The organism is Paenibacillus diazotrophicus, assembly GCF_042610465.1.
On the sequence record NZ_JBGJZN010000003.1, the window covers coordinates 423,113 to 443,113 of the forward strand.

Genomic DNA, 20,001 nt, shown 5'->3' on the forward strand with positions numbered 1-20,001 from the left:
ATAAAGCGTTAGTTCATATGCTTGCTCTTGACCCTGTTTTGGGATGATACTGGATGAATTAATGACATGAGGTTTACAGGGGATGAAAGACAAAATATGAAATTTTTGCAAGGTTATCCTAAGGAAGTTAAAGTATTTCTTATTGCCAGCTTGATCAACGCAACCGGCAGCGCGCTCATGTGGCCGCTTGTGACCATGTATGTATTTGATGAGCTGGGCCGAAGCATGAAGGATGCCGGTATCGTGCTGCTTGTTCAGGCGCTCGGCGGGATTGCCGGCCAGCTTCTGGGTGGCTCACTCTATCATAAAGTCGGTGTTAACCGCCTGATTGTGGGGGCTCTTGCCCTGACTGCCTTGTCCTTATTCTCCATTCCTGCGGCAAGCAGCAACTGGCATCTGTTCATCATCTTGATGGGATTATTCGGATTGTTCAACTCCCTGTCTCTGCCGGCAATCCAGGCCTTCGTCGGATTCCGCTTTGCCGAGCAGCGTTCGGAGCTGTTTAACATCATCTATGTTTGCAATAATATAGGAGTAGCCATCGGAACGTCACTTAGCGGATTTCTGGGCAACTATATGCTTAGTTTCGTGCTGAACGGAGTGACCTCGGCGGTGTTTGCCGTATTTTTCTTTTTTTATTTACGCAGAGTGGGAACAGCAGCACCTGATGAACAGCATCTCAGAAGACAATCACAGACAGAACAATCCGGCTGGAGGCTCATGGGCCACACGCGGATTTACCTGTTCATGGCAATAGGTTCAATGTTTCTGCTGATCGGGAATTCGATCTGGAATGCCGGCGTATCCCCGTTCATTATCTCGGAAGGCTGGCCGAAGCAGACCTACGGCTTCCTGTGGACGCTGAACGGAATTCTGATCTTTGCCGCCCAGCCGCTAGTCAGCCTGATCAAACGCTGGTTCGCGGCAACCTCTACGGCACAGATGACAACAAGCGCAGTGTTCTATCTGGCCGGCTATGCGGTAATCCTGCTTATGCCAAGCTACCCGGGCCTGCTGCTGGCGATGGTGCTGGCCACACTTGGAGAGATGCTGATCTCTCCCGCGATGCCTTCGTTCATTTCAGATCATTCCGGCCATAGTGCCCCATTCTATCTGGGACTCAGTGGCGGAATTGGCGCGGTCGGCAGAGTGATCGGGCCTTATCTGCTGGGCGTCCAGTTTGACAGCGGAGGGCTTGCACCGACGGGGTGGCTGGCTTGCGGGATGGCTGTTCTGTCTGTAGGGTTCTTCGGATTCCATGCATACATCAACCGCATGTCCCGTACACTTGAACGGAATACAGCATAATTCCTCAAGTGGGAATCCGTACAGGAATAGGGTAGCCCATTTCCGGGTGATTAGAGTAAGGCAAGGAGTGTAAAGCGATGCAACAACTGAACAGGGATGCTTTAACGATCCGGCCCTCGGAATTCAAGGATGCCCGGGAGCTGATTGTTCTTGATAATATGATCTGGACCGAGGACACAACACCCGGACCGTTAATGTGGCGCTCGCGCGAGGATTATCTGATGCATGCTCCGCCCGGTTCGCAGCTGGTAGCTCTGCAGGATGATGAATTGTGCGGTTATGTCGGCTTTGGCTGCCCCAGTGGCATGGAGAGCAACCGTCATGTATGTGAGGTCAATATTGCCGTTCACCCCCGGTTTCAGAGACAGGGTGTTGGGAGCCAGCTGATACAGGCGATCAAAAGTCACGCAGCGGAGAATGGAATCCGCAAATTGCGTCTGCGTGTGCTGTCTTGCAATGAGCCTGCGCTTGCATTCTACCGCAAATGCGGGTTTGTGGAAGAAGGCCGGCTGCATGAAGAGTTCTATCTCGGCGGACGTTATGTGGATGAGGTCTTTATGAGCTGCATACTGATCGGAGGGAATAGGAATGGAAGTCATCTCGCTTAATGTAGGCAAGCCGAAGACGGTGGATTACCGGGGCAAGCCGCTGGAAACAGGGATTTATAAACTGCCTGCAGCAGGCAGGGTGCAGCTTCATTCTGAGGGGTTCGACGGAGACGGACAAGCGGATCTTGTGAATCACGGCGGCCCCGACAAAGCAGTGTGCGTGTATCCCGTTGAGCATTATGCCTATTGGGAGAGGTGGCTTGGCAAGAATCTGGAGTATTCGGCCTTTGGTGAAAATATCACAGCCAGCGGCCTGCTGGAGACCGAAGTCTGCATCGGGGATGTGTACGAGATAGGTTCAGCTCTGCTGCAGGTTAGCCAGCCGCGTTTTCCGTGCTATAAGCTGGCGCAAAAACATGGACCGGCCGATATGCCGGCCCATGTGCTGCATACCGGATACAGCGGCTTCTATTTCCGCGTACTGCGCGAGGGTGCGGTGGCCGCAGGCGACAAAATCATCAAGAAAGAAACCGGCGAGGGTAGCTATCCTATCAAGCAGGTGCTCTATCTGATGGAGCATGGACGCAAGGACAAGACTGGCCTGACGGAGCTTGCCCGGCTGAAAACCCTGTCTGCTGTGACGCGGGCGAAGTTCCAGGGCTGGCTGGATGCGGAGGAAAAGTAACGAATGATGCTAAGTGTATTTTGTACACTTCATCTGGTCAGATTCATTGCGGCTATTAAGTGTATAGTCAGGCTAAATCCCCGGTGGAGTAAGTCCTCCGGGGATTTGTATGGCTCAGATCTTTCATCCCAGCAGCTTCCACTCACTGCGCAGCAGGCCATAGACAGCGTGGTTCACATAGCCGCCCGGGAGCTTTTCGGCCTGGCGGATGACGCCCTCGAATATAAAGCCCAGCCGCTCAGGTATGGCCCGGCTTGACCTGTTGCCGGTGGCGCAGCGGATTTCGACGCGGTTCAGATCCATTTCTAGCAGGGCGTAATCCACGAAGACCCGGCAGGCGCTGGTCATGTAGCCTTTGCCTTCATACCCTTCGCCGAGCCAGTAGCCGATGCCGACCGAGCGGTTGTGCCAGTCAATCTCATGGTACCCGATGATCCCGGCCAGCTCACCCCGGACCCATAGTCCGGCGGAGAAACCGCCATTTTCGCTGCCCTGTCTTACGGAATTCTTGATAAAAGTCTCCAAATGAGCCTGCTCTGTCACACCGTCTACCCAAGGCAACCATTGTCTGAGCCGGGTACGCGAACGTTCTACCTGTGCAAACATATGGCGTGCATGCTCAGGCAAGAGCAACTTCAGGATAAGCTCTTCATCAATGACATAATTAAACATGAAGCTGCCCCCTCTGTGGCACAAGGATTAGCGTTTCTTCCATTCCAATGCGTAAATGTCATCCTCCAGCGATTGCATCCGCTGTTCTACCAGGGTGCGGCAGTCTCCCAGCGCCCCGTTGTAAATGGCCGGTCCCAGCTCCTGAAGGAAGAATTCCAGCAGGCTGTCCGCCGCCAGATGGCCGATGTTCTCGCCGCGCTCCGCCTTAAAGTAGGCCTGGATATTCTCTGTAATGATCTCCCGCTGCTCTTTAGGCAGCTTAATTGGCTTCATGGATTAGTCCTCCTCGAACAGTGATAAGATACATATACCTATAATCCCCATGCTACTCCATAGCCGGGAAATAAGTCAAAGTGCCCTGAACCGCTGGTTCTCTGCGGCTGGACCTCCCAGCCGTTTCTTCTTGACTTTTATTGAACATTCCCCGGTTAACGGGTATATTAGTAGGAAACATGTTCATACAAGGAAGTAGTAATATTACAGAATGAAAGGTTGATAACTGTGGAGAACCGTGGAACACCCTCCAATTTCATCAAGAATGTCATTACCGAAGATCTGAGCTCGGGAAAAGTGAAGGAAGTGGTCACCCGCTTTCCGCCGGAGCCGAACGGATATTTACATATCGGGCATGCCAAAGCAATCTGGATTAACTTCACCCTGGCTGATGAATTCGGCGGCAAGACCCATCTGAGATTCGATGATACCAATCCTCTCAAAGAAGATACGGAATACGTGAACTCCATTCAGGAAGATGTGAAGTGGCTCGGCTATGAATGGGAAGAGCTGCGTTTTGCTTCGGATTACTTCGGGGAAATGTACGAAAGAGCGGAGCTGCTGATTCAAAAAGGCAAAGCTTACGTGGACGACCTTACCGCCGATCAAATCCGTGAGCATCGCGGTACGCTGACCGAACCGGGAGTGAACAGCCCGTACCGGGAGCGCAGCACCCAGGAGAACCTGGATCTGTTCCGCCGTATGCGGGCAGGTGAATTCAAGGATGGCGAAAAGGTACTGCGTGCCAAAATCGACATGTCCTCACCGAACATCAACCTGCGCGATCCGGTCATCTACCGGATTTCCCATACCCATCACCATAATACGGGCGATACATGGTGTATCTATCCGATGTATACCTTTGCGCACCCGCTCGAGGATGCTATTGAGCATGTGACGCATTCCCTCTGCTCCCTGGAATTCGAGGACCAACGGCCGTTCTATGATTGGGTGGTAGCCGAGTGCGAGATGCCCGCTTCTCCGCATCAATATGAATTCGGGCGCCTCAATCTCGCCCAGACAGTCACGAGCAAGCGCAAGCTGAAGCTGCTGGTGGATGAAGGCCATGTTGACGGCTGGGACGATCCGCGCATGCCGACGATCTCCGGGCTCCGCCGCCGTGGATATACGCCGGAAGCAATTCGGAGTTTTGTGCATGAGACGGGGATTTCCAAGAGCCAGGGCCTGGTGGACCTTCAGATGCTGGAGCATTTCATCCGTGAGGATCTCAAGCTGACGGTTCCCCGGACCATGTCGGTGCTGCGGCCGCTGAAGGTAGTTATCACCAACTATCCGGAAGACCAGACAGAATGGTTCGAAATTGAGAACAATGTGGAGAATGAAGCCATGGGCACCCGCCAGATTCCATTCTCCCGTGAGATCTACATTGAGCGTGATGACTTCATGGAGAACCCGCCGAACAAGTATTTCCGTCTGTTCCCCGGCAATGAAGTACGCCTAAAGAATGCCTATTTCATCAAATGCACGGATTTCATTAAGGATGAGAACGGTGAAGTTGTCGAACTGCATTGTACGTACGACCCTGAAACCAAGAGCGGCAGCGGCTTCACCGGCCGGAAAGTTAAGGGAACGCTGCACTGGGTGGATGCCAGCCAGGCTGTACCGGCAGAATTCCGCCTGTATGAGCCGCTGATTTCCGCTGAGGAGGCCGACCCGGAGGCTGAAGTTGAAGGTATGGAGTCATCTGCGGACAAACCGGAACCAACCTTCCTGGATCAGTTGAACCCCAAATCTATGGAGATCCTCCATGGTTTTGTGGAGCCGGGGCTGAAGGACAGCGTTGCACAGGACAAGTTCCAGTTCTTCCGTCATGGTTACTTCAATGTGGACAGCAAATATTCTTCACCGGATCATCTGGTATTTAATCTAATCGTATCCCTTAAAAGCTCGTTCCAGCCGGCCAAATAAGGCTGAATCCCCTGAAATGCCGCAAGAGGGCTGCCCGAAGTCATTATAGACAGAGGCAGCCCCCCAATAAATAAAGCAGCGATCTTCCAGTCATTGGACGGGAAGACCGCTGCTTTTCTGTTTTTAATGGACCTAAGTCTTGTGTATCAAAGCTCCGGTTCAAATATCCTCCAGATCTTCTTCCGGATGCCTGCCGTGAGGGTGATAGCCGCCGCGGCTGACAAGCAGCCACATGGCGCCGAATCCCAGGGTTCCGATCAGCGTAAGAAAGACGCCTGTCTGATACATGCTCTGTGCACCAAGATACTGGTACATCCAGCCGCCGAGAATGCCGCCCATAATGCCAGAGAGGCCGCTCCAGGTCAGGGTATACAGCGCTTGTCCCGAGGAACGATAAGGCTTCGGAACCAGCAGCATGGTCAGCCGGGTGCCAACATAGAAGAATCCGCCGAACGTAACGCAATGCAGAATTTGTATAAAAGCTACTTGCAGCGGTGTAGTCGCATCGGCCATCAGCCACCAGCGAATGACAAACAGGGCGCTGACCAGGGCGAGCCAGCCGAGCAGTACAGGAATGCTGCGTTTGAGGTAACGGTCGCACAGCAGCAGAACAGCCACCTCCAGAATCGAGGAGAGGAACACGGCCAGCCCGATCATGGTTTTGCTTCCTCCAAGCTCCGTGATATACAGAGACACGAAAGTGTTGTTCATCGTATTCGGAATCGAGACCAGAATCCCGAAGAAGATGAAGCTCAGAAAAAACGGATGATAAAAGATCTGGCGGAACCCTTTAAATGGCAGCGGCGCAATGCCGATGGAATGATCGAGCCTCGGCAGGACGATCAGAGAGATCATAGCTGCACAGAGCAGCGCCGCGAAAAGATAGGACAGTACGGATACGCCCCCCCAATCGATCACTGGTCCGGCCAGAATGGCTGTGAACGCCCACCCCAGTGATCCCCACAGCCGGAAAGAGCTGAAGCGGTGCTTCGTGCCGTCAATATAGCTCAGAATCATCGTGTTGCTCTCAGCAAACAGCGGACCCTGGAAGAAATAAAAGAACAGGATGGAGACATAGATCATTTCATATGTATTTGCCTGAAACACAACCTGGGATAACACCAGCGTCCCTGTCAGCATCAGCAGCACAATCCGGCGGATATTCTGATACCGGTCTGTCCAGATACCCCAGAAGGGATTAGCAATAATGGAGACAAGCGCCCCGACAGACATTAAGCTCCCGATCTCCAGCTTGTTCATCCCCACCTCCTGAAGGTACAGTGGAAAGAAGCTGGTAAAGAGGACGACTGTTCCATACAAGAAGAAGTTGAACCACTTCAATGAAGTGAAGGAAAGTTTCTTATCAAGGTTCTCCCGCAAAATTGGGCACTCCCTTCCTGCCAAATGCCTTGCACGTATTTATAACAGCCTGCAACACGCTGCTTCTACCACTGTAACATTTGTTGAAAAGGGATACAAACCAACATTTGAAGACATTTCCTTACCGCCGGGAATAAGACACTGCCTGAGAAATCATTTGAAGTCTGCAAGTCTCCTGTTCTCCCGCGGTAAAGTTTGATACGATGACTTCTGAAAGCAATTAATATGTAAGCCGGGAGGGGAAAAAGATGCCTCAGTTCACGGGGATTTTGCTGTCGGGGGGATATTCCAGACGGATGGGTCGTGATAAGGCGCTGCTGGAGCTTGGAGGCAAGCCGATTCTTGCCCGTCTCGCAGAGGAGCTGTCCAAGGTGGCCGGGAACACGCTCATTGCCTGCGGGGAGCAGGAACGGGAGGAATACCGTTACTTACAGCTGCCCCAGGTCACGGACTTGTATCCGGGCTGCGGCCCGCTGGCTGGGCTTCATGCGGCACTAAGCTGCTCGTCTACGGAATGGAATGTGGTGGCTGCCTGTGATCTGCCGTTTGCCTCAGCGAAATTTATGCGGGTTATGATGGAATCTATCCAAACAGAACAGATAGACGCAGTGGTTCCAGTCTCCGTATCCGGGCGTGCGCAGCCGCTGCTGGGACTTTTCCATAAGCGGGCACTGCCGGTTCTTGAAGAAGCACTGAGCCAGCAGAGGCTCAAAGTCATGGAATGTCTGGATAACCTGAAGGTTCTCTATATTCAAGAAGAAGACTATACGTTCAGACCGTCCCCGCTCTATAACATGAACACACCGGAGGACTATGCAGCGGCCCTCGAGCTGGCATTGCTTCCAGCAGATGATTCCTCTGCACAGTAATCAGCGGTTTAACTTCAGTTTACACAGCTGAGATAATGTGATGATTAAGGCGGAAGAAACTACAGATGTCCCTGGACATGGATCCGCTGGAAAGGGGAATTTCTATGAATAATAATCGGCCTGACAAGAAAAAGGGAGCGTCCTTGAAATCTTTTTTGAAGCTTTTACAGGGTACTAAGCCTTCCTACGGAATGCTTATTCTTGCTGTTGCACTTAGTATGATATCGACTCTGGTGGGTCTTGTGATTCCCATGTTCACCAAGAACCTGGTCGACGGGTTCTCACTGGCTTCTATCAGTAAGCTGCAGATTGCCGGTATTGCGGGAGCTTTTATTGCCCAGACGATTGCCGGAGGCGTGTCGATCTACTTGCTGAACTATGCCGGACAGAAGACGGTGGCAGGCTTGCGGGATCGGCTGTGGCGCAAGTTTCTTGTGCTTCCGGTAGCCTACTATAACGATAACCGTACCGGAGAAAGTGTCAGCCGGATGACGAACGACACCGGGATCATTAAGTCGCTGATTTCGGAGCATTTGGCGAGTCTGTTCACCGGGGTGATCTCCATTGTCGGCTCGATCGTCGTACTGCTCTATCTGAACTGGCAAATGACACTGGTGTTGTTCACAGTACTCCCGTTGTCCGCGCTGATTCTGGTTCCGCTGGGACGGCAGATGTACAAAATATCCAAGGGAACCCAGGACGAAACAGCCTCCTTTACCGCTACACTGAGCGTTGTGTTGTCAGAGATCCGGCTGGTGAAATCCTCAGGAGCGGAACAAAAAGAATATGAAGCGGGACGTACCGGAATCATGAACCTGCTGTCCTTCGGGATCCGCGAGGGCAAAATCAGTGCCATGATCAGCCCGCTCGTCTCCTTCGTATTCATGATGCTGCTGGTAGTGATTATCGGTTACGGCGGAATGCAGGTGTCTTCAGGTGTCCTGACCGCAGGGGAACTGGTCGCCTTCATTCTGTATTTGATTCAGATTGTGATGCCGCTAACCCAATTGACCCAGTTCTTCACCCAGATTCAAAAAGCCAAAGGCGCCTCTGAACGGATTATTGAGACTCTGGAGGCTGATGAGGAGATTTATGAGGGGGTAGAGGAAGCTAAGGGTGCAGAAGAACCTATCGTGATCGATGAATTAAGCTTTGGCTACCAAACAGGTGAACCTGTGCTCAGCGGAGTGAGCTTCTCCATGCTGCCGGGACAGGTGACGGCGATTGTCGGACCCAGCGGTGGTGGCAAAACTACTCTCTTCTCGCTATTGGAACGGTTCTATGAACCGCAGAGCGGAGTGATTAAGCTGGGAGCGAAGCCGGTATCCACCTTCTCCCTTCGTTCCTGGCGTAAACTGATCGGCTATGTGTCTCAAGAAAGTCCACTGCTCTCAGGCACAATCGCAGACAATCTTGCTTACGGCCTGAACCGGGAGGTTGGCGCGGATGAGCTGCGCCGTGCGGCAGCAATGGCCTATGCCGACGGCTTCATCAGCGAGCTGCCGCAGGGTTATGATACGGATGTTGGAGAACGCGGGGTGAAGCTGTCCGGAGGTCAGCGCCAGCGGATTGCTATTGCCCGGGCGCTGCTGCGCGATCCTAAGATTCTGATGCTCGACGAAGCTACCTCCAGTCTCGACAGCCAGTCGGAGGCGGTGGTGCAGAAAGCTTTGTCCAACCTGATGAAGGGGCGGACGACGATTGTCATTGCCCACCGGCTGGCCACTGTGGTGAATGCAGATCAGATTATTTTTATGGAAAAGGGCCGGATTACCGGCAGGGGAACACATGAGGAGCTGCTTAGAGAGCATGAGCTGTACCGGGAATTCGCCGACCAGCAGCTGCAGCTGAATACGCCGGAGCTTCCAGGCGGCGGAGAAGAGGAGGGCTCAGCAGAATATGGCCAAAATTCTGGTAGTGGACGACGATCCGCACATCCGCGAATTGGTGGAAGTCTTCTTGAGGGCTGAAGGTATGGAAGAGGTGTACGGTGCTTCTGATGGAATGGAGGCGCTGCAGGTCCTTGAGGATAACAGTGTGGATCTGGCGGTTATTGATGTCATGATGCCGAATATGGATGGCTGGGAACTGTGCCGGCAGCTTAGGAGAAGCTATGAATTCCCAATCCTAATGCTGACGGCCAAAGGGGAAACCTCGCAGATCGTCAAAGGCTTCGAACTGGGGACCGACGATTATCTGGTCAAGCCGTTCGAGCCTCCGGTACTGATTGCCCGGGTTAAGGCGCTGCTCAAACGATATCAGATTTCTGCCGCGCAGAGCGTCAATGTCGGCGCTTTGCGCATGAACCGCAAAACGTACGAGGTAACCGCGGATCAGGGGAGCTTTACACTGCCGCTGAAGGAGTTTGAGCTGTTGTTCAAGCTGGCCAGTTATCCGGGGCAGACACTGACGCGTGACCGGCTGATTGAGGAAATCTGGGGTTATGACTTTGATGGAAATGAGCGTACGCTGGATGTGCATGTGGGCCGCTTACGTGACCGTTTTCCCAAGGAGGATTATGGTTTTGCCATCCGTACGGTCCGTGGTCTGGGCTACCGCCTGGAGAGTGAAGTCAAATGAGCAGGTTTTGGGAAGTTTGCAGGATTATTTTAAAGATCCTTGGATTATTGTCGCTGCTGTTTGTCACCTGGAATGGAGGTTATTTCGGGGCGGGACTGATTCTGCATCAATTCGGCTGGGAGTTGTCCGCATACACCTATCAACTGCTGATCATGGGCCTGCAGATGCTTATTATGTTCGGTCTGATGGGATTGGTGGCATTTGCCACGAAGGGACGGGAAAGGGCTTTTTTTATGCCGATTCTTGCGGCGATCCGACAAATCGCTAAAGGGGATTTTCATGTGGAGCTGAACAGTAGGGAGTATGGCCAGTTTGGCAGCATTATCGAGGGCATCAACGAAATGGCCAGCGAACTGAACCGGATGGAAACGATGCGACAGGACTTCATCTCGAATGTCTCTCATGAGATCCAGTCCCCGCTCACCTCTATCCGCGGTTTCGCCCGGGCTCTGAGGGATGAAGAACTGAGTGCAGAGAGCAAGGCACATTATCTTGACATTATTGAAGCCGAAGGCAGCCGCCTCTCCGGACTCAGTGACAATCTGTTGAAGCTGTCGGTACTCGAAGCGGAGAGCTTTCCGTTCGAGCGCAAGGCCTACCGGCTGGATAAGCAGCTCCAGGAGATGATTCTGGCCTGTGAGCCGCAGTGGCTGGGTAAGGACATCGAAGTCGAGGCAGAGCTGGAGGAAGCCACTGTAGAAACGGTCAAAGATCTTCTGAGCCAGGTATGGACCAACCTGCTGCACAACAGCATCAAATTCACCCCACAGGGCGGATTGATCACTGTCCGGCTGAAGGCACTGGAGGACCGGGTAGAGGTAGAGATTCGGGACACTGGCATCGGCATTGCCGAAGAGGAGCTGCCGCGCATCTTCGAGCGTTTCTATAAGGTGGATCAAGCCAGAAGCACCAGCGGAGGCGGGAGCGGACTAGGTTTGTCTCTGGTTCAAAAAATCGTGGATCTTCACGGTGGCACCATAACCATTACAAGCCGTCCCGGGGAGGGGACGGCTTGTGTAGTGGTTTTGCCTATGCAGTCATAGTAATCTGCCGTTCATGCGCAGCGCCGGAGAGCCGGTGCGTCCTTGATCTTCAGCGGATCGCAGACCTGTTCGCGATACGTAATCAGCGAAGCGCCGCGCACCCGCCGGGGCTGACTGCCGTCTACTCCCGCAGCGCCAGTGCCTGCTCTGCGGCACTTGTTCCCGCCGCATGGCCGGTCGAGAACGCCGCCGTAATATTGTAGCCTCCGGTGTAACCGTGGATGTCCAGAATTTCGCCGCAGAAATATAGGCGCTTCTTCATCAGGGATTCCATCGTCCGCGGATTGATCTCTTTTAGACTGACGCCGCCGCCCGTCACGAACGCTTCTTCGATCGATAGCGTGCCGTTTACCGGAACCGGAAACGCCTTGATCAGCTCCGACAATTCGGTCCATCCGGCCTTCGGAATATTGTCGTGCGTCAGCATTTCATCGAGCCCGGCCCGGACAAGTAACAACGGGATCAGCTTTTCCGGCAGCAAGCTCTTGAGCACGTTCTTGATCGCCTTCTTCGGGTCTGCTGCCGTCAGATGCATTGTTTCCCGGTACACCTCGCTCGCACTGCGGTCCGGCATCAGGTCGATCGTGACCCGCACTGTACCGCCGGCCTGTTTATCGAGTTCTTTGACCACGTACTGGCTGCAGCGCAGCGCCGCCGGGCCGGACAGGCCGAAGTGCGTGAACAGCATATCGCCGGTATGCGTTACCAGCCTCTTGCCTTTGCCGCTCCAGACCGTCATCTCAATCTCGCGCAGCGACAGCCCCTGCAGCTCCTTGCTCTGAATAAAGGCCGCGCCGGAGGTCAGCGGAACTTCGGTCGGATAAAGCTTCGTCACCACATGCCCCGCCTGTTCCGCCCATCCGTAGCCATCCCCGGTCGAGCCGGTCTTGGGCACGGATTTGCCGCCGACGGCTACGATAACGCAGGGTGCGCTGATCGTATCGCCGAAGGGCAGCTGTATACCGGCCGTCCAAAGGTTATCTTCGTACAGTATGCGTGTTACCGGTGTATTCAGGCGGATCTCCACGCCGAGCGAACGCACCCGCCGGACCAGCGTGTCGACCACAGTCTTCGCTTTGTCGCTGACCGGAAACATTCTCCCGTTATCTTCTTCTTTCAGCCGGATACCGAGTCCCTCGAATAAATCGATAATCTCGCGGCTGCCGAACTGTGACAGCGCGCTATACAGAAACCGGCCGTTGCCGGGAATCCATTTGATCAGCTCATCATACTCCTTGTTGTTGGTCACGTTGCAGCGTCCGCCCCCCGAAATGCCGAGTTTGCGGCCGAGTTTGTCACCTTTTTCGAGGAGCAGTACCCGCGCGCCGTGTTCGGCCGCGGCCGCGGCTGCCATCAGTCCCGCCGACCCCCCGCCGACGACAATTACTTCATAATCCAAGGTTCATCTTCCTTTTCCTGTTGTTTTTTTACATCATAGCATAAAACGCTGCAGCGAAAGTTCGAAAAAGGCCGGAGGTGCTGAGAGCCGGTGAATCTTTACGGGATTTGAGATTACAAAAGTGTTCAACAAAATTCGACATCACTTTACATTCACCCTCTATTCTTAATACAGATTGCACGTAATTTTAAGAATATTGGAGGAACACATGTTGAAGAAAAGGAATATCCGCTTTTGTCTGTCCACATCCATAGCTGCGGCACTTTTATGGCAAAGCTTGGCCATACCAACGGCCTACGGTTCGTCTGCAGCAGCCTTAACCCCGCAGGGATCTGCGGCTACCGCAAGTACAGGGAAATGGATGTCAGGCGAATACCATGCCCATACCTATGAATCCAATGATGCCCAGGAATCCCTTAAGGATGTGCTGGACAATGCTTTTGATAAGAATGGACTGGATTGGCTGTTTCTGGCAGATCATCTGCGTGTATCCGACCGGGATGATGAGGGCATTGCCCTGCCTGGCGGTTCGATCCCAATGTCCCAAGGCATAGCAGCCTATCAGACGCCGATTATTAAGCAGCTGCAGGCGGGGGGCAAATACGCGGGTAAGATCATTTTCTCCGGATTTGAATGGGATATGCCACAGTACGACCACGCGGCTGTCGGCCTTGTTACGGACAATCCCGGCTCAGAGGCGGCATTGAAGGCCATTAACCAATTTGAATATTTATTTACGAACCGTGATGCGAAGCTGTTCAGCGCGGCGGATGTGGCAGCGTGGAGTGCAGCAGACAGCCGGGCTTATTCCACCAAAGCGGATACCCGGACCGGGATTCAGTGGCTGAGTGACCATTACCCCGAGAGCTACCTCCTGATTAACCACCCTTCACGGAAAAATGGCAGCAGCGCAGAGATCAAAATTGCTGATGTGCGTGACTTCAACAATATTGATCCGCATGTTGTTTTCGGACTGGAAGGGATGCTCGGTAATCAGATGGCACCGGACCGCGGTGAGACTGTTGATGTCTACGGGGGCACGGATGTGAAGGTTGCCAAGGTTGGAGGTTTCTGGGATGCACTTCTCGGCGAGGGCCGCAGATTCTGGAATTTTGCCAACTCCGATTTCCATTTCAAAACAAGCCGTGACAATAAATATTCCAGCGGCTACTGGCCGGGAGAATACTCCAGGAACTATACGTGGGTGGACGGCACTGATATCCAGGCCGTGGTTGACGGCATGCGTTCAGGCAAATCATTCTCCGTGTTCGGCGATCTGATCAACGCTCTGGATTTCGAACTGGCTGCAGACGGGAAGAAGGAAGAAACCGGCGGTGAACTTGAAATAACCGAGGGAGATAACCTGGAGCTGACGATCCGATTTAAAAGCCCCGGCAAAAACAACAACGGCGATCCCGTTCAGGTGGATCATGTGGATCTGATCTCCGGTGAAGTAAGCGGCAAGGCTGTACCTGGCACACCGGAGTATAACAAAGCGACGAATGACAGTACTAAGGTTGTGGCCCGCTTTACAAGCAAGGACTGGACGACGGATGCGGAGGGCTATAACGTCATTACATACAAGCTTGGCACGGCGGACAAGAACCGGTATTACCGCTTGAGAGGCACGAACCTTGGCGTCAATGTTCCCGGTGAGACAAGTAACGGAGAACCTCTGCTGGATGCGAAAAACCTTACCGTGGACAACGCAGTCCGGTTCGCCGAGATCAACAAGCGCAACTATCAGGATCTGTGGTTCTATTCCAATCCGATCTTCGTGAATGTAGCGCCGTATAGTGACAAGCAGGCAGTGGAGGATACCGAAGCGGCACTGGATCTGGGAAATATATCGGCTGTGACTGCTGATTTGAAGCTTCCTGCTGAGGGAGAGCATGGCGCGCTGGTGAAGTGGGAGAGCCGCAATCTCAATGTACTGCGCGTTGAAAATGGAGAGGGCCTTATTAACCGTCCGGCGGCAGGTCAGCCCGATGCTTCAGTATTGCTGACGGCGACGGTTACCCGTGGTGCTGAGAGCACAGTCAAGACGTTCGATCTTGTCATTCGGGCACTAGATTACACGGATGCTGAAGCGGTTCTGCTGGCAAAAGATAAGCTGACGCTCGGAGACACAAGCGCTGTGACAAGCGATCTGTACCTGCCGGCAGCAGGGGAGCAGGGAACAAGTGTCACATGGGAGAGCTCTAGTCCGCTGCTGATGACCCATGACGGGAAGCTTGCTTTTCGGCCACAGCTGGACACGAAGCTTACCCTGACCGCAACGATCCGTCGCGGGAGTGCAGCAGAAGTAAAGACTTTCGAAGTTCATCTTAGCGGTGATGCCAGTGTGACTCCGCTCGCGCTCAGCGGTACTCTGCAAACGGGGGATGGACATGCCTATCTTAGCGGTGCCTGGACGAATCAAAATGTTACCGTAAGTGTATATGCCAATGTGTATGTGCCAGGCAGTAGGGTATCCTTTAAGGTTCATCTGGATGGTGGAGAAGGCCAGCCGTATGAGCAAAGCCAGCCGATCAAGCTTACAGCAGAAGGCAAGCACCAGCTGGAGCTGCAAGCGGTGGATACATTGGGGAATACAGCTTCACTGCCGCTTGCTGTAAATATTGACCGGACTGCGCCCGTGATTTCCCTGAAAGGCAGCAGCAGGCTGACCCTTACCCAAGGGGCCGGCTTCGTTGATCCGGGTACGGAGATTACTGACAAGCTGGGCATTGCGGGGCTGGTAAAAGTAACCGGAACTGTAGATACTCAGACTCCGGGCATCTATACGCTTCGTTATAATGCCAGTGATCTGGCGGGTAATGCGGCCCTTGAAGTGGTTCGGACGGTAGTAGTCACAGCATCTTCCAGCACCGGTAATGGCAATGGCGACGGTATTGGAAGCAGTGGAAGCACGCCGATCCGTCCGGTTGCAACTCCGCCTGCAACAACTGTGGAGAAGCCTCCTATTGTAGAAGTAAAGGTTGAGGTGCCGGCACAGCTGGGCGGTACAGGCTTACTTCAAGGTGTGGCGAGCTTCTCTGTTCCGGCAGGGGCATTATCTGCAAATGCCACGCTTACACTAAAAGCTTTGGCAGCTAAGGAAGCGCCGGCTAGCGGGCAGCTCCAGTCCTTGAGCCCAGCGGTGGCTTTCGCTGCAAGCGGTGAAAGCAAGCTCAGCAAGCCGGTGGCATTGTCTCTTGCTTATGATCAGGGGCAGATCACATCCGGCCATAAACCGGCTGTATATTACTACAATGAGCAGAGCGGCAACTGGATTTATGTTGGGGGTACCCAAAGCCCGGATGGGACGATCACCGCAAATACCAGACGCTTCGCGACCTATGCTGTAATGAATTATCAGCCCCTGGTGCTCGCAGATTTGAGCAGCCACTGGGCAACAGAATATACGGACCGCCTGATCGGGATGGGTGTCATGAAAGGTTTCGGGGACCAGAGCTTCCGACCGGATGAACCGGTCACCAGAGCACAGTTCGCTTCGATTATCACCAGAGCGCTGGGACTGAAGCCTTCGGGCAGCGCGGCAGAATTCGCTGACCAGAGCAATATTCCTGCCTGGGCTGCAGGTGATGTAGCGGCAGCAGTAGAATCCGGGATCCTCAAAGGTTATGCATCAGGAGGAAAATCCGTATTCAGAGGTTCGGAGAAGATCACCCGCGCCGAAATGGCCGTGATGCTCTCTAATGCCTTGAAGACCAGCCCCATAGAAGTATCGATTGCTGGAGACAGTCTGCTTCCTGCCGATCAATCAGCAATCCCGGCATGGGCGCAGGCCTCGGTGAAGGCCGGAATGGATGCCGGCATTCTGAGGGGCTTCGAAGATAACACCTTCCGCCCGGACAAGACAGCCACCCGTGCAGAAGCCGCCGCAGCTGTCTCTAAGCTGCTTGCAGCAATATCAATCTGATCGGGCAGTGTTGATCAAAGTGAAGTAGTCAAAATGCAGCACCATAGCGCCGCCCCCCTTGTTTTGGGGGGCGGCGTTTTCGTGATTTTTTCGTATGAATATTCAGAATGCAGACTCATGCCATGGATCCGGCTGCTGAATACTGGTTCAGCTCTGTTGATTTGGGGCATTGCGGTGTACGTGGGAGTACAATGGTGCAGATCATTTTGACGCGGGGATCCTTGTTTCATTGTAAAGTGGCAACTGAGTTGCCTTAATTTTAAAATATTTTATTTTGTTCACTTTCTATACTAAACTGACCTATTGACCGATGGAATATTAACACATAGAATTACATATATAAAAACAAAATACTATTTTATGGAATTATATATGCCATTAAATTCGATGATGCATGTAGCAATAGGATTATTTTTTCATAAAAAAATATAAGGAACAAACCTAAATACTTCAACAACGACGTTCCTGTTCAGGGGACGTTTTTTTTGTCAAAGCACTCTTCTTCACCGCGGTAAATTATTAAGGCGATGCAACATTGATGGAGATAAATAATTTTACATAATTACCTAAAATATTACATGTGGAGGCGCGACTGATATGGATAATGCTGTATTCACTAGAATTCGTATTGAGCGGGCAAGATGCAAGCTTCATCAGGTGCAAATGCAGTATGGTGGTTTTAGCCATCCTGAAGTGTTACGGCAATCGGTAGAACTGGACAAGCTGCTGAACAAATATAGCTCTATTCACATGAAACAGAGCCGTTCACCCGCTTAAGCGATTTGATTTACTTGTAGTTGCCGGCCTTGTCATTAGGGGATGCGATGTCCTGGAGATATGTTGAATAATAGTTCTAAATAAAGGTGGTATAGACTTGGAGCATACAGTCACAATCCGCGATGAGATAGGGGCCTACTTAACCCGGGAGGGCCTGTCGATTAACAGGTTCGCTCTACTCAGCGGGATCCATTCCGGAACACTCAGCCGTATCATGAAAGGTCAGCAATCGATGGCCATGAGCCATCTGGAACGCATTACCCGGTCACTGGGATTAGCGGAGGATTACTTTTTCACTAAATATGTGGAAGAATGTCTGTACCATTCGGCACCTACGTGGCGTCGGATTCGGCCTTTTATTCTGCGTTCCGCTCAGCTTGGTCGTCTGGATTGTATTGAGCGGTTGGCGCGCAGTCTGCTAGATAATCTCCTCTATGCACCTCTGCTGTTTGATCTTGCGGAAGAACTATTCCAGCAGGAATTACATCAGCCGGCTGCTATTCTCTTTGAGAATGTGGCTGTCAGCGAGAAATACCAGCACTCGGAGCGGCTGGCACTTTGTCAATATCGTCTATTCCAAATGGCTTTGGGTGATGATCCTCAGCGTAACCTGATAGTCGCCACTTTATTTGAGAACTATGTGACCCGGCTGGATGAGGCCTATCAGCTGGATGCCATTCAACAATTGGTGAATGTGCATTATTCGCTGCATAATTGGGAGAAGGCAGAGGAATTATCACAGGAATTGCACCGGCTTGCTTCCCTTCAATATAAGCTGCGCAGTCGATCGGACAATAAGCATAGCCACAAAAAAACATCAGAAAAACCATTATTTTATTACATTTTATACGCTCAACTTATGCGTTCCTGCACCTACGAGGAGAGGGGAGATTACAAGGCTGCTCTGGAGCTTGTCCCCCTTTACACAGATGGGAGCTGGATACAGGAGAAAGGCGAAGAAGTGAATCGGATTGTAACCCAGTTCAAGGAGTGGGGAACAGCCAATACTTATCTAAATCGTGTGATGGAAGGACAGCAGGAGGTATTAGAGGAGTATGTTGATTATGTTTCGACAAGAGAGAATGAGATCTTTACAGCTTTGTATAAAATCGTAGAGACAGCAAACCGCTTTCATTGGGATGTTGACCACATCCTGAAGCGGTTTTCAGCGTATATTCCTTACCGGAGGTACACAGGTATATTTACTAAGCGTGATAAGCACGTTACTGATGATCAACATGAACGGTTCCGCAGTGAGCTGGCTACCTATTATTTATCCCGCAGACGCTTTGGGGGCCATGACATTTCCATGCACAGCGTGGATTTTGCTGCCGAAGTCGATCATGAACGCAATGTGATTAAAGGGACCATATCGGTGGGGTTTGAGATAAACATGTAGTATGGTGAATTATCGCGTTACTGAATAACCGGCAGTGTCATCCTGAGAAGGAATACACTGCCGGTTATTTGATGTTTGCTGGCCGCTACCCGCCGATTTGTGACATGCGTCTTGCGGTTGGGGTGTGGCTTTGGGTTTTGCGTTCCAAGGCGAGCGCCATTTCGTGATTATGCGGCTTGTTACCCAGGGCTTTGCGGAATAAGGCCTGTACGGCTGCGGGGTCGCCGGTCAGAGGGCGTACATTGTACTCGTCTGCCCAGTAAAGGCAGGCTTTAATGTGTCCGTCAGCTGTAAGGCGAAGCCGGTTGCAATTGTCGCAGAAATGTTCGCTTACCGGGTGAATCAATCCAAAAGTCCCGCGCGCTCCAACGATCCGCCGGTTCTGAGAAGGACCATTGCCTGACGGCATGTCCGCTTCTTCTGTGGCCCAGCCTGCTTCATTGCAGGCTTCAATTACCGTTTCCAGCGGCAGATAGGTCTGACGCCAGGCATCGCTTGCGCTGCCGATGGGCATATACTCAATAAACCGCACATTGAGAGGGCTGTTCAGGGTCAGCGAGATGAAATCTTTGATCTCATCATCATTGATGCCTTTCATCAGCACTACATTGAGCTTAATCGGGGAGAGTCCTGCCGCTTCGGCGGCCTCAATTCCTTTCAGAACCTTGGCGACCTCTCCGCCGCGTGTAATCATGGCGAAACGGTCCTGCTGCAGTGAATCCAGGCTAATGTTCACTCGTGACAATCCCGCCTGCTTGAGCAGGGCGGCTTTGGCGGGAAGCATCAGGCCGTTGGTTGTAAGAGATATATCTTCAATGCCCGGGATGGCGGCAATCATGGAGACCAGCTTTTCCAAATCTTTGCGGACCAGCGGTTCACCTCCGGTAAGCCGGATTTTGCGTAACCCCAGCGGGGCAAGAGCCTCCACCACAGCGGTAATTTCTTCATAACTCATAATCTCTTCCTGGGGCTGGAATTGCATTCCTTCCGCAGGCATACAATAAATACAGCGCAGGTTGCAGCGGTCTGTAACCGAAATACGCATATAATCATGCAATCGTCCAAAAGGGTCCGTCAACGGTTCCATGGGGTGCTCCCTTCAGCATTGTATTTTAGTTTAAATTTTAAAGTTTGTTGGCGTCCCCGTCAATGCGCCATGGCTGTGGCACATACTGCATAGGACAGTGGAAGAGGGTGACAATGGATTGTTGATG

General features: G+C 52.4%; 16 protein-coding genes. 11 read left to right on the plus strand and 5 right to left on the minus strand.

Annotation, left to right across the window (positions count from 1 at the left end; translation table 11 throughout):
• Nucleotides 1-96: 96 nt before the first annotated feature.
• The 3 genes from ACAN54_RS16040 to ACAN54_RS16050 all read left to right on the plus strand — a co-directional run bounded on the left by ACAN54_RS16040 (nucleotide 97) and on the right by ACAN54_RS16050 (nucleotide 2,541).
• Nucleotides 97-1,308, plus strand: coding sequence for an MFS transporter (locus ACAN54_RS16040; protein WP_379156991.1), 1,212 nt, complete (start codon nucleotides 97-99; stop codon nucleotides 1,306-1,308).
• 77 nt (nucleotides 1,309-1,385) lie between these two features.
• Entirely contained in the window at nucleotides 1,386-1,916 is a 531-nt protein-coding gene (locus ACAN54_RS16045) for a GNAT family N-acetyltransferase (protein WP_379156994.1), read from the plus strand.
• A complete protein-coding gene (locus tag ACAN54_RS16050; RefSeq protein WP_379156997.1) occupies nucleotides 1,897-2,541 on the plus strand; it encodes an MOSC domain-containing protein in 645 nt (214 codons plus the stop codon). Before ACAN54_RS16045 ends, ACAN54_RS16050 begins: the two co-directional genes overlap by 20 nt.
• A 123-nt stretch (nucleotides 2,542-2,664) precedes the next feature.
• On the opposite strand, the gene ACAN54_RS16055 is transcribed toward ACAN54_RS16050, so the two are convergent.
• A complete protein-coding gene (locus ACAN54_RS16055; protein ID WP_379157000.1) occupies nucleotides 2,665-3,213 on the minus strand; it encodes a GNAT family N-acetyltransferase in 549 nt (182 codons plus the stop codon).
• A 27-nt stretch (nucleotides 3,214-3,240) separates the two neighbouring features.
• Nucleotides 3,241-3,486 (minus strand): DUF2164 domain-containing protein, encoded by a 246-nt coding sequence (locus ACAN54_RS16060; RefSeq protein ID WP_379157003.1) that lies wholly within the window; start codon nucleotides 3,484-3,486, stop codon nucleotides 3,241-3,243.
• A gap of 228 nt (nucleotides 3,487-3,714) precedes the next feature.
• Here ACAN54_RS16060 and ACAN54_RS16065 point away from each other — a divergent pair, with 228 nt between their 5' ends.
• Nucleotides 3,715-5,415, plus strand: coding sequence for a glutamine--tRNA ligase/YqeY domain fusion protein (locus ACAN54_RS16065; RefSeq protein ID WP_379157006.1), 1,701 nt, complete (start codon nucleotides 3,715-3,717; stop codon nucleotides 5,413-5,415).
• A 159-nt stretch (nucleotides 5,416-5,574) separates the two neighbouring features.
• On the opposite strand, the gene ACAN54_RS16070 is transcribed toward ACAN54_RS16065, so the two are convergent.
• A complete protein-coding gene (locus ACAN54_RS16070) occupies nucleotides 5,575-6,795 on the minus strand; it encodes an MFS transporter (protein ID WP_379157009.1) in 1,221 nt (406 codons plus the stop codon).
• 248 nt (nucleotides 6,796-7,043) lie between these two features.
• Here ACAN54_RS16070 and mobA point away from each other — a divergent pair, with 248 nt between their 5' ends.
• The 4 genes from mobA (at nucleotide 7,044) to ACAN54_RS16090 (ending at nucleotide 11,287) form a co-directional block, all read left to right on the plus strand.
• Nucleotides 7,044-7,664 carry a molybdenum cofactor guanylyltransferase gene (gene mobA, locus ACAN54_RS16075; protein WP_379157012.1) on the plus strand — a complete coding sequence of 207 codons (621 nt, stop codon included), beginning with the start codon at nucleotides 7,044-7,046 and terminating at the stop codon, nucleotides 7,662-7,664.
• 104 nt (nucleotides 7,665-7,768) lie between these two features.
• Entirely contained in the window at nucleotides 7,769-9,634 is a 1,866-nt protein-coding gene (locus tag ACAN54_RS16080) for an ABC transporter ATP-binding protein (RefSeq protein ID WP_379157015.1), read from the plus strand.
• Complete coding sequence (locus ACAN54_RS16085; protein WP_379157018.1) at nucleotides 9,564-10,244, plus strand: response regulator transcription factor; 681 nt, start codon at nucleotides 9,564-9,566, stop codon at nucleotides 10,242-10,244. The genes ACAN54_RS16080 and ACAN54_RS16085 overlap by 71 nt, the downstream gene beginning before the upstream one ends.
• Nucleotides 10,241-11,287, plus strand: coding sequence for a sensor histidine kinase (locus ACAN54_RS16090; protein WP_379157021.1), 1,047 nt, complete (start codon nucleotides 10,241-10,243; stop codon nucleotides 11,285-11,287). Before ACAN54_RS16085 ends, ACAN54_RS16090 begins: the two co-directional genes overlap by 4 nt.
• Nucleotides 11,288-11,408: 121 nt before the next feature.
• Here ACAN54_RS16090 and ACAN54_RS16095 read toward each other — a convergent pair whose 3' ends face one another.
• Nucleotides 11,409-12,686: a BaiN/RdsA family NAD(P)/FAD-dependent oxidoreductase gene (locus ACAN54_RS16095; protein ID WP_379157024.1), complete on the minus strand. Its 1,278-nt coding sequence runs from the start codon at nucleotides 12,684-12,686 to the stop codon at nucleotides 11,409-11,411.
• A gap of 208 nt (nucleotides 12,687-12,894) precedes the next feature.
• On the opposite strand from ACAN54_RS16095, the gene ACAN54_RS16100 reads away from it, so the two are divergent.
• The 3 genes from ACAN54_RS16100 to ACAN54_RS16110 all read left to right on the plus strand — a co-directional run bounded on the left by ACAN54_RS16100 (nucleotide 12,895) and on the right by ACAN54_RS16110 (nucleotide 18,787).
• The gene (locus tag ACAN54_RS16100) at nucleotides 12,895-16,611 is read left to right on the plus strand and encodes an immunoglobulin-like domain-containing protein (RefSeq protein WP_379157027.1); all 3,717 of its coding nucleotides are present in this window, start codon (nucleotides 12,895-12,897) and stop codon (nucleotides 16,609-16,611) included.
• 597 nt (nucleotides 16,612-17,208) lie between these two features.
• Nucleotides 17,209-17,388, plus strand: a complete 180-nt coding sequence (locus tag ACAN54_RS16105) for an aspartyl-phosphate phosphatase Spo0E family protein (protein ID WP_379157030.1) — start codon at nucleotides 17,209-17,211, stop codon at nucleotides 17,386-17,388.
• 97 nt (nucleotides 17,389-17,485) lie between these two features.
• Nucleotides 17,486-18,787 (plus strand): helix-turn-helix domain-containing protein, encoded by a 1,302-nt coding sequence (locus ACAN54_RS16110; RefSeq protein WP_379157033.1) that lies wholly within the window; start codon nucleotides 17,486-17,488, stop codon nucleotides 18,785-18,787.
• Nucleotides 18,788-18,872: 85 nt separating this feature from the next.
• Here ACAN54_RS16110 and moaA read toward each other — a convergent pair whose 3' ends face one another.
• Nucleotides 18,873-19,874 (minus strand): GTP 3',8-cyclase MoaA, encoded by a 1,002-nt coding sequence (moaA, locus tag ACAN54_RS16115; protein WP_379157036.1) that lies wholly within the window; start codon nucleotides 19,872-19,874, stop codon nucleotides 18,873-18,875.
• Between the last annotated feature and the right edge of the window lie 127 nt (nucleotides 19,875-20,001).

Coding starts and splice junctions, on each gene's coding strand:
- ACAN54_RS16040 (WP_379156991.1), top strand. CDS start 97: ATGAAATTTTTGCAAGGTTATCCTAAGGAAGTTAAAGTATTTCTTATT.
- ACAN54_RS16045 (WP_379156994.1), top strand. CDS start 1,386: ATGCAACAACTGAACAGGGATGCTTTAACGATCCGGCCCTCGGAATTC.
- ACAN54_RS16050 (WP_379156997.1), top strand. CDS start 1,897: ATGGAAGTCATCTCGCTTAATGTAGGCAAGCCGAAGACGGTGGATTAC.
- ACAN54_RS16055 (WP_379157000.1), bottom strand. CDS start 3,213: ATGTTTAATTATGTCATTGATGAAGAGCTTATCCTGAAGTTGCTCTTG.
- ACAN54_RS16060 (WP_379157003.1), bottom strand. CDS start 3,486: ATGAAGCCAATTAAGCTGCCTAAAGAGCAGCGGGAGATCATTACAGAG.
- mobA (WP_379157012.1), top strand. CDS start 7,044: ATGCCTCAGTTCACGGGGATTTTGCTGTCGGGGGGATATTCCAGACGG.
- ACAN54_RS16080 (WP_379157015.1), top strand. CDS start 7,769: ATGAATAATAATCGGCCTGACAAGAAAAAGGGAGCGTCCTTGAAATCT.
- ACAN54_RS16085 (WP_379157018.1), top strand. CDS start 9,564: ATGGCCAAAATTCTGGTAGTGGACGACGATCCGCACATCCGCGAATTG.
- ACAN54_RS16090 (WP_379157021.1), top strand. CDS start 10,241: ATGAGCAGGTTTTGGGAAGTTTGCAGGATTATTTTAAAGATCCTTGGA.
- ACAN54_RS16100 (WP_379157027.1), top strand. CDS start 12,895: ATGTTGAAGAAAAGGAATATCCGCTTTTGTCTGTCCACATCCATAGCT.
- ACAN54_RS16105 (WP_379157030.1), top strand. CDS start 17,209: ATGGATAATGCTGTATTCACTAGAATTCGTATTGAGCGGGCAAGATGC.
- moaA (WP_379157036.1), bottom strand. CDS start 19,874: ATGGAACCGTTGACGGACCCTTTTGGACGATTGCATGATTATATGCGT.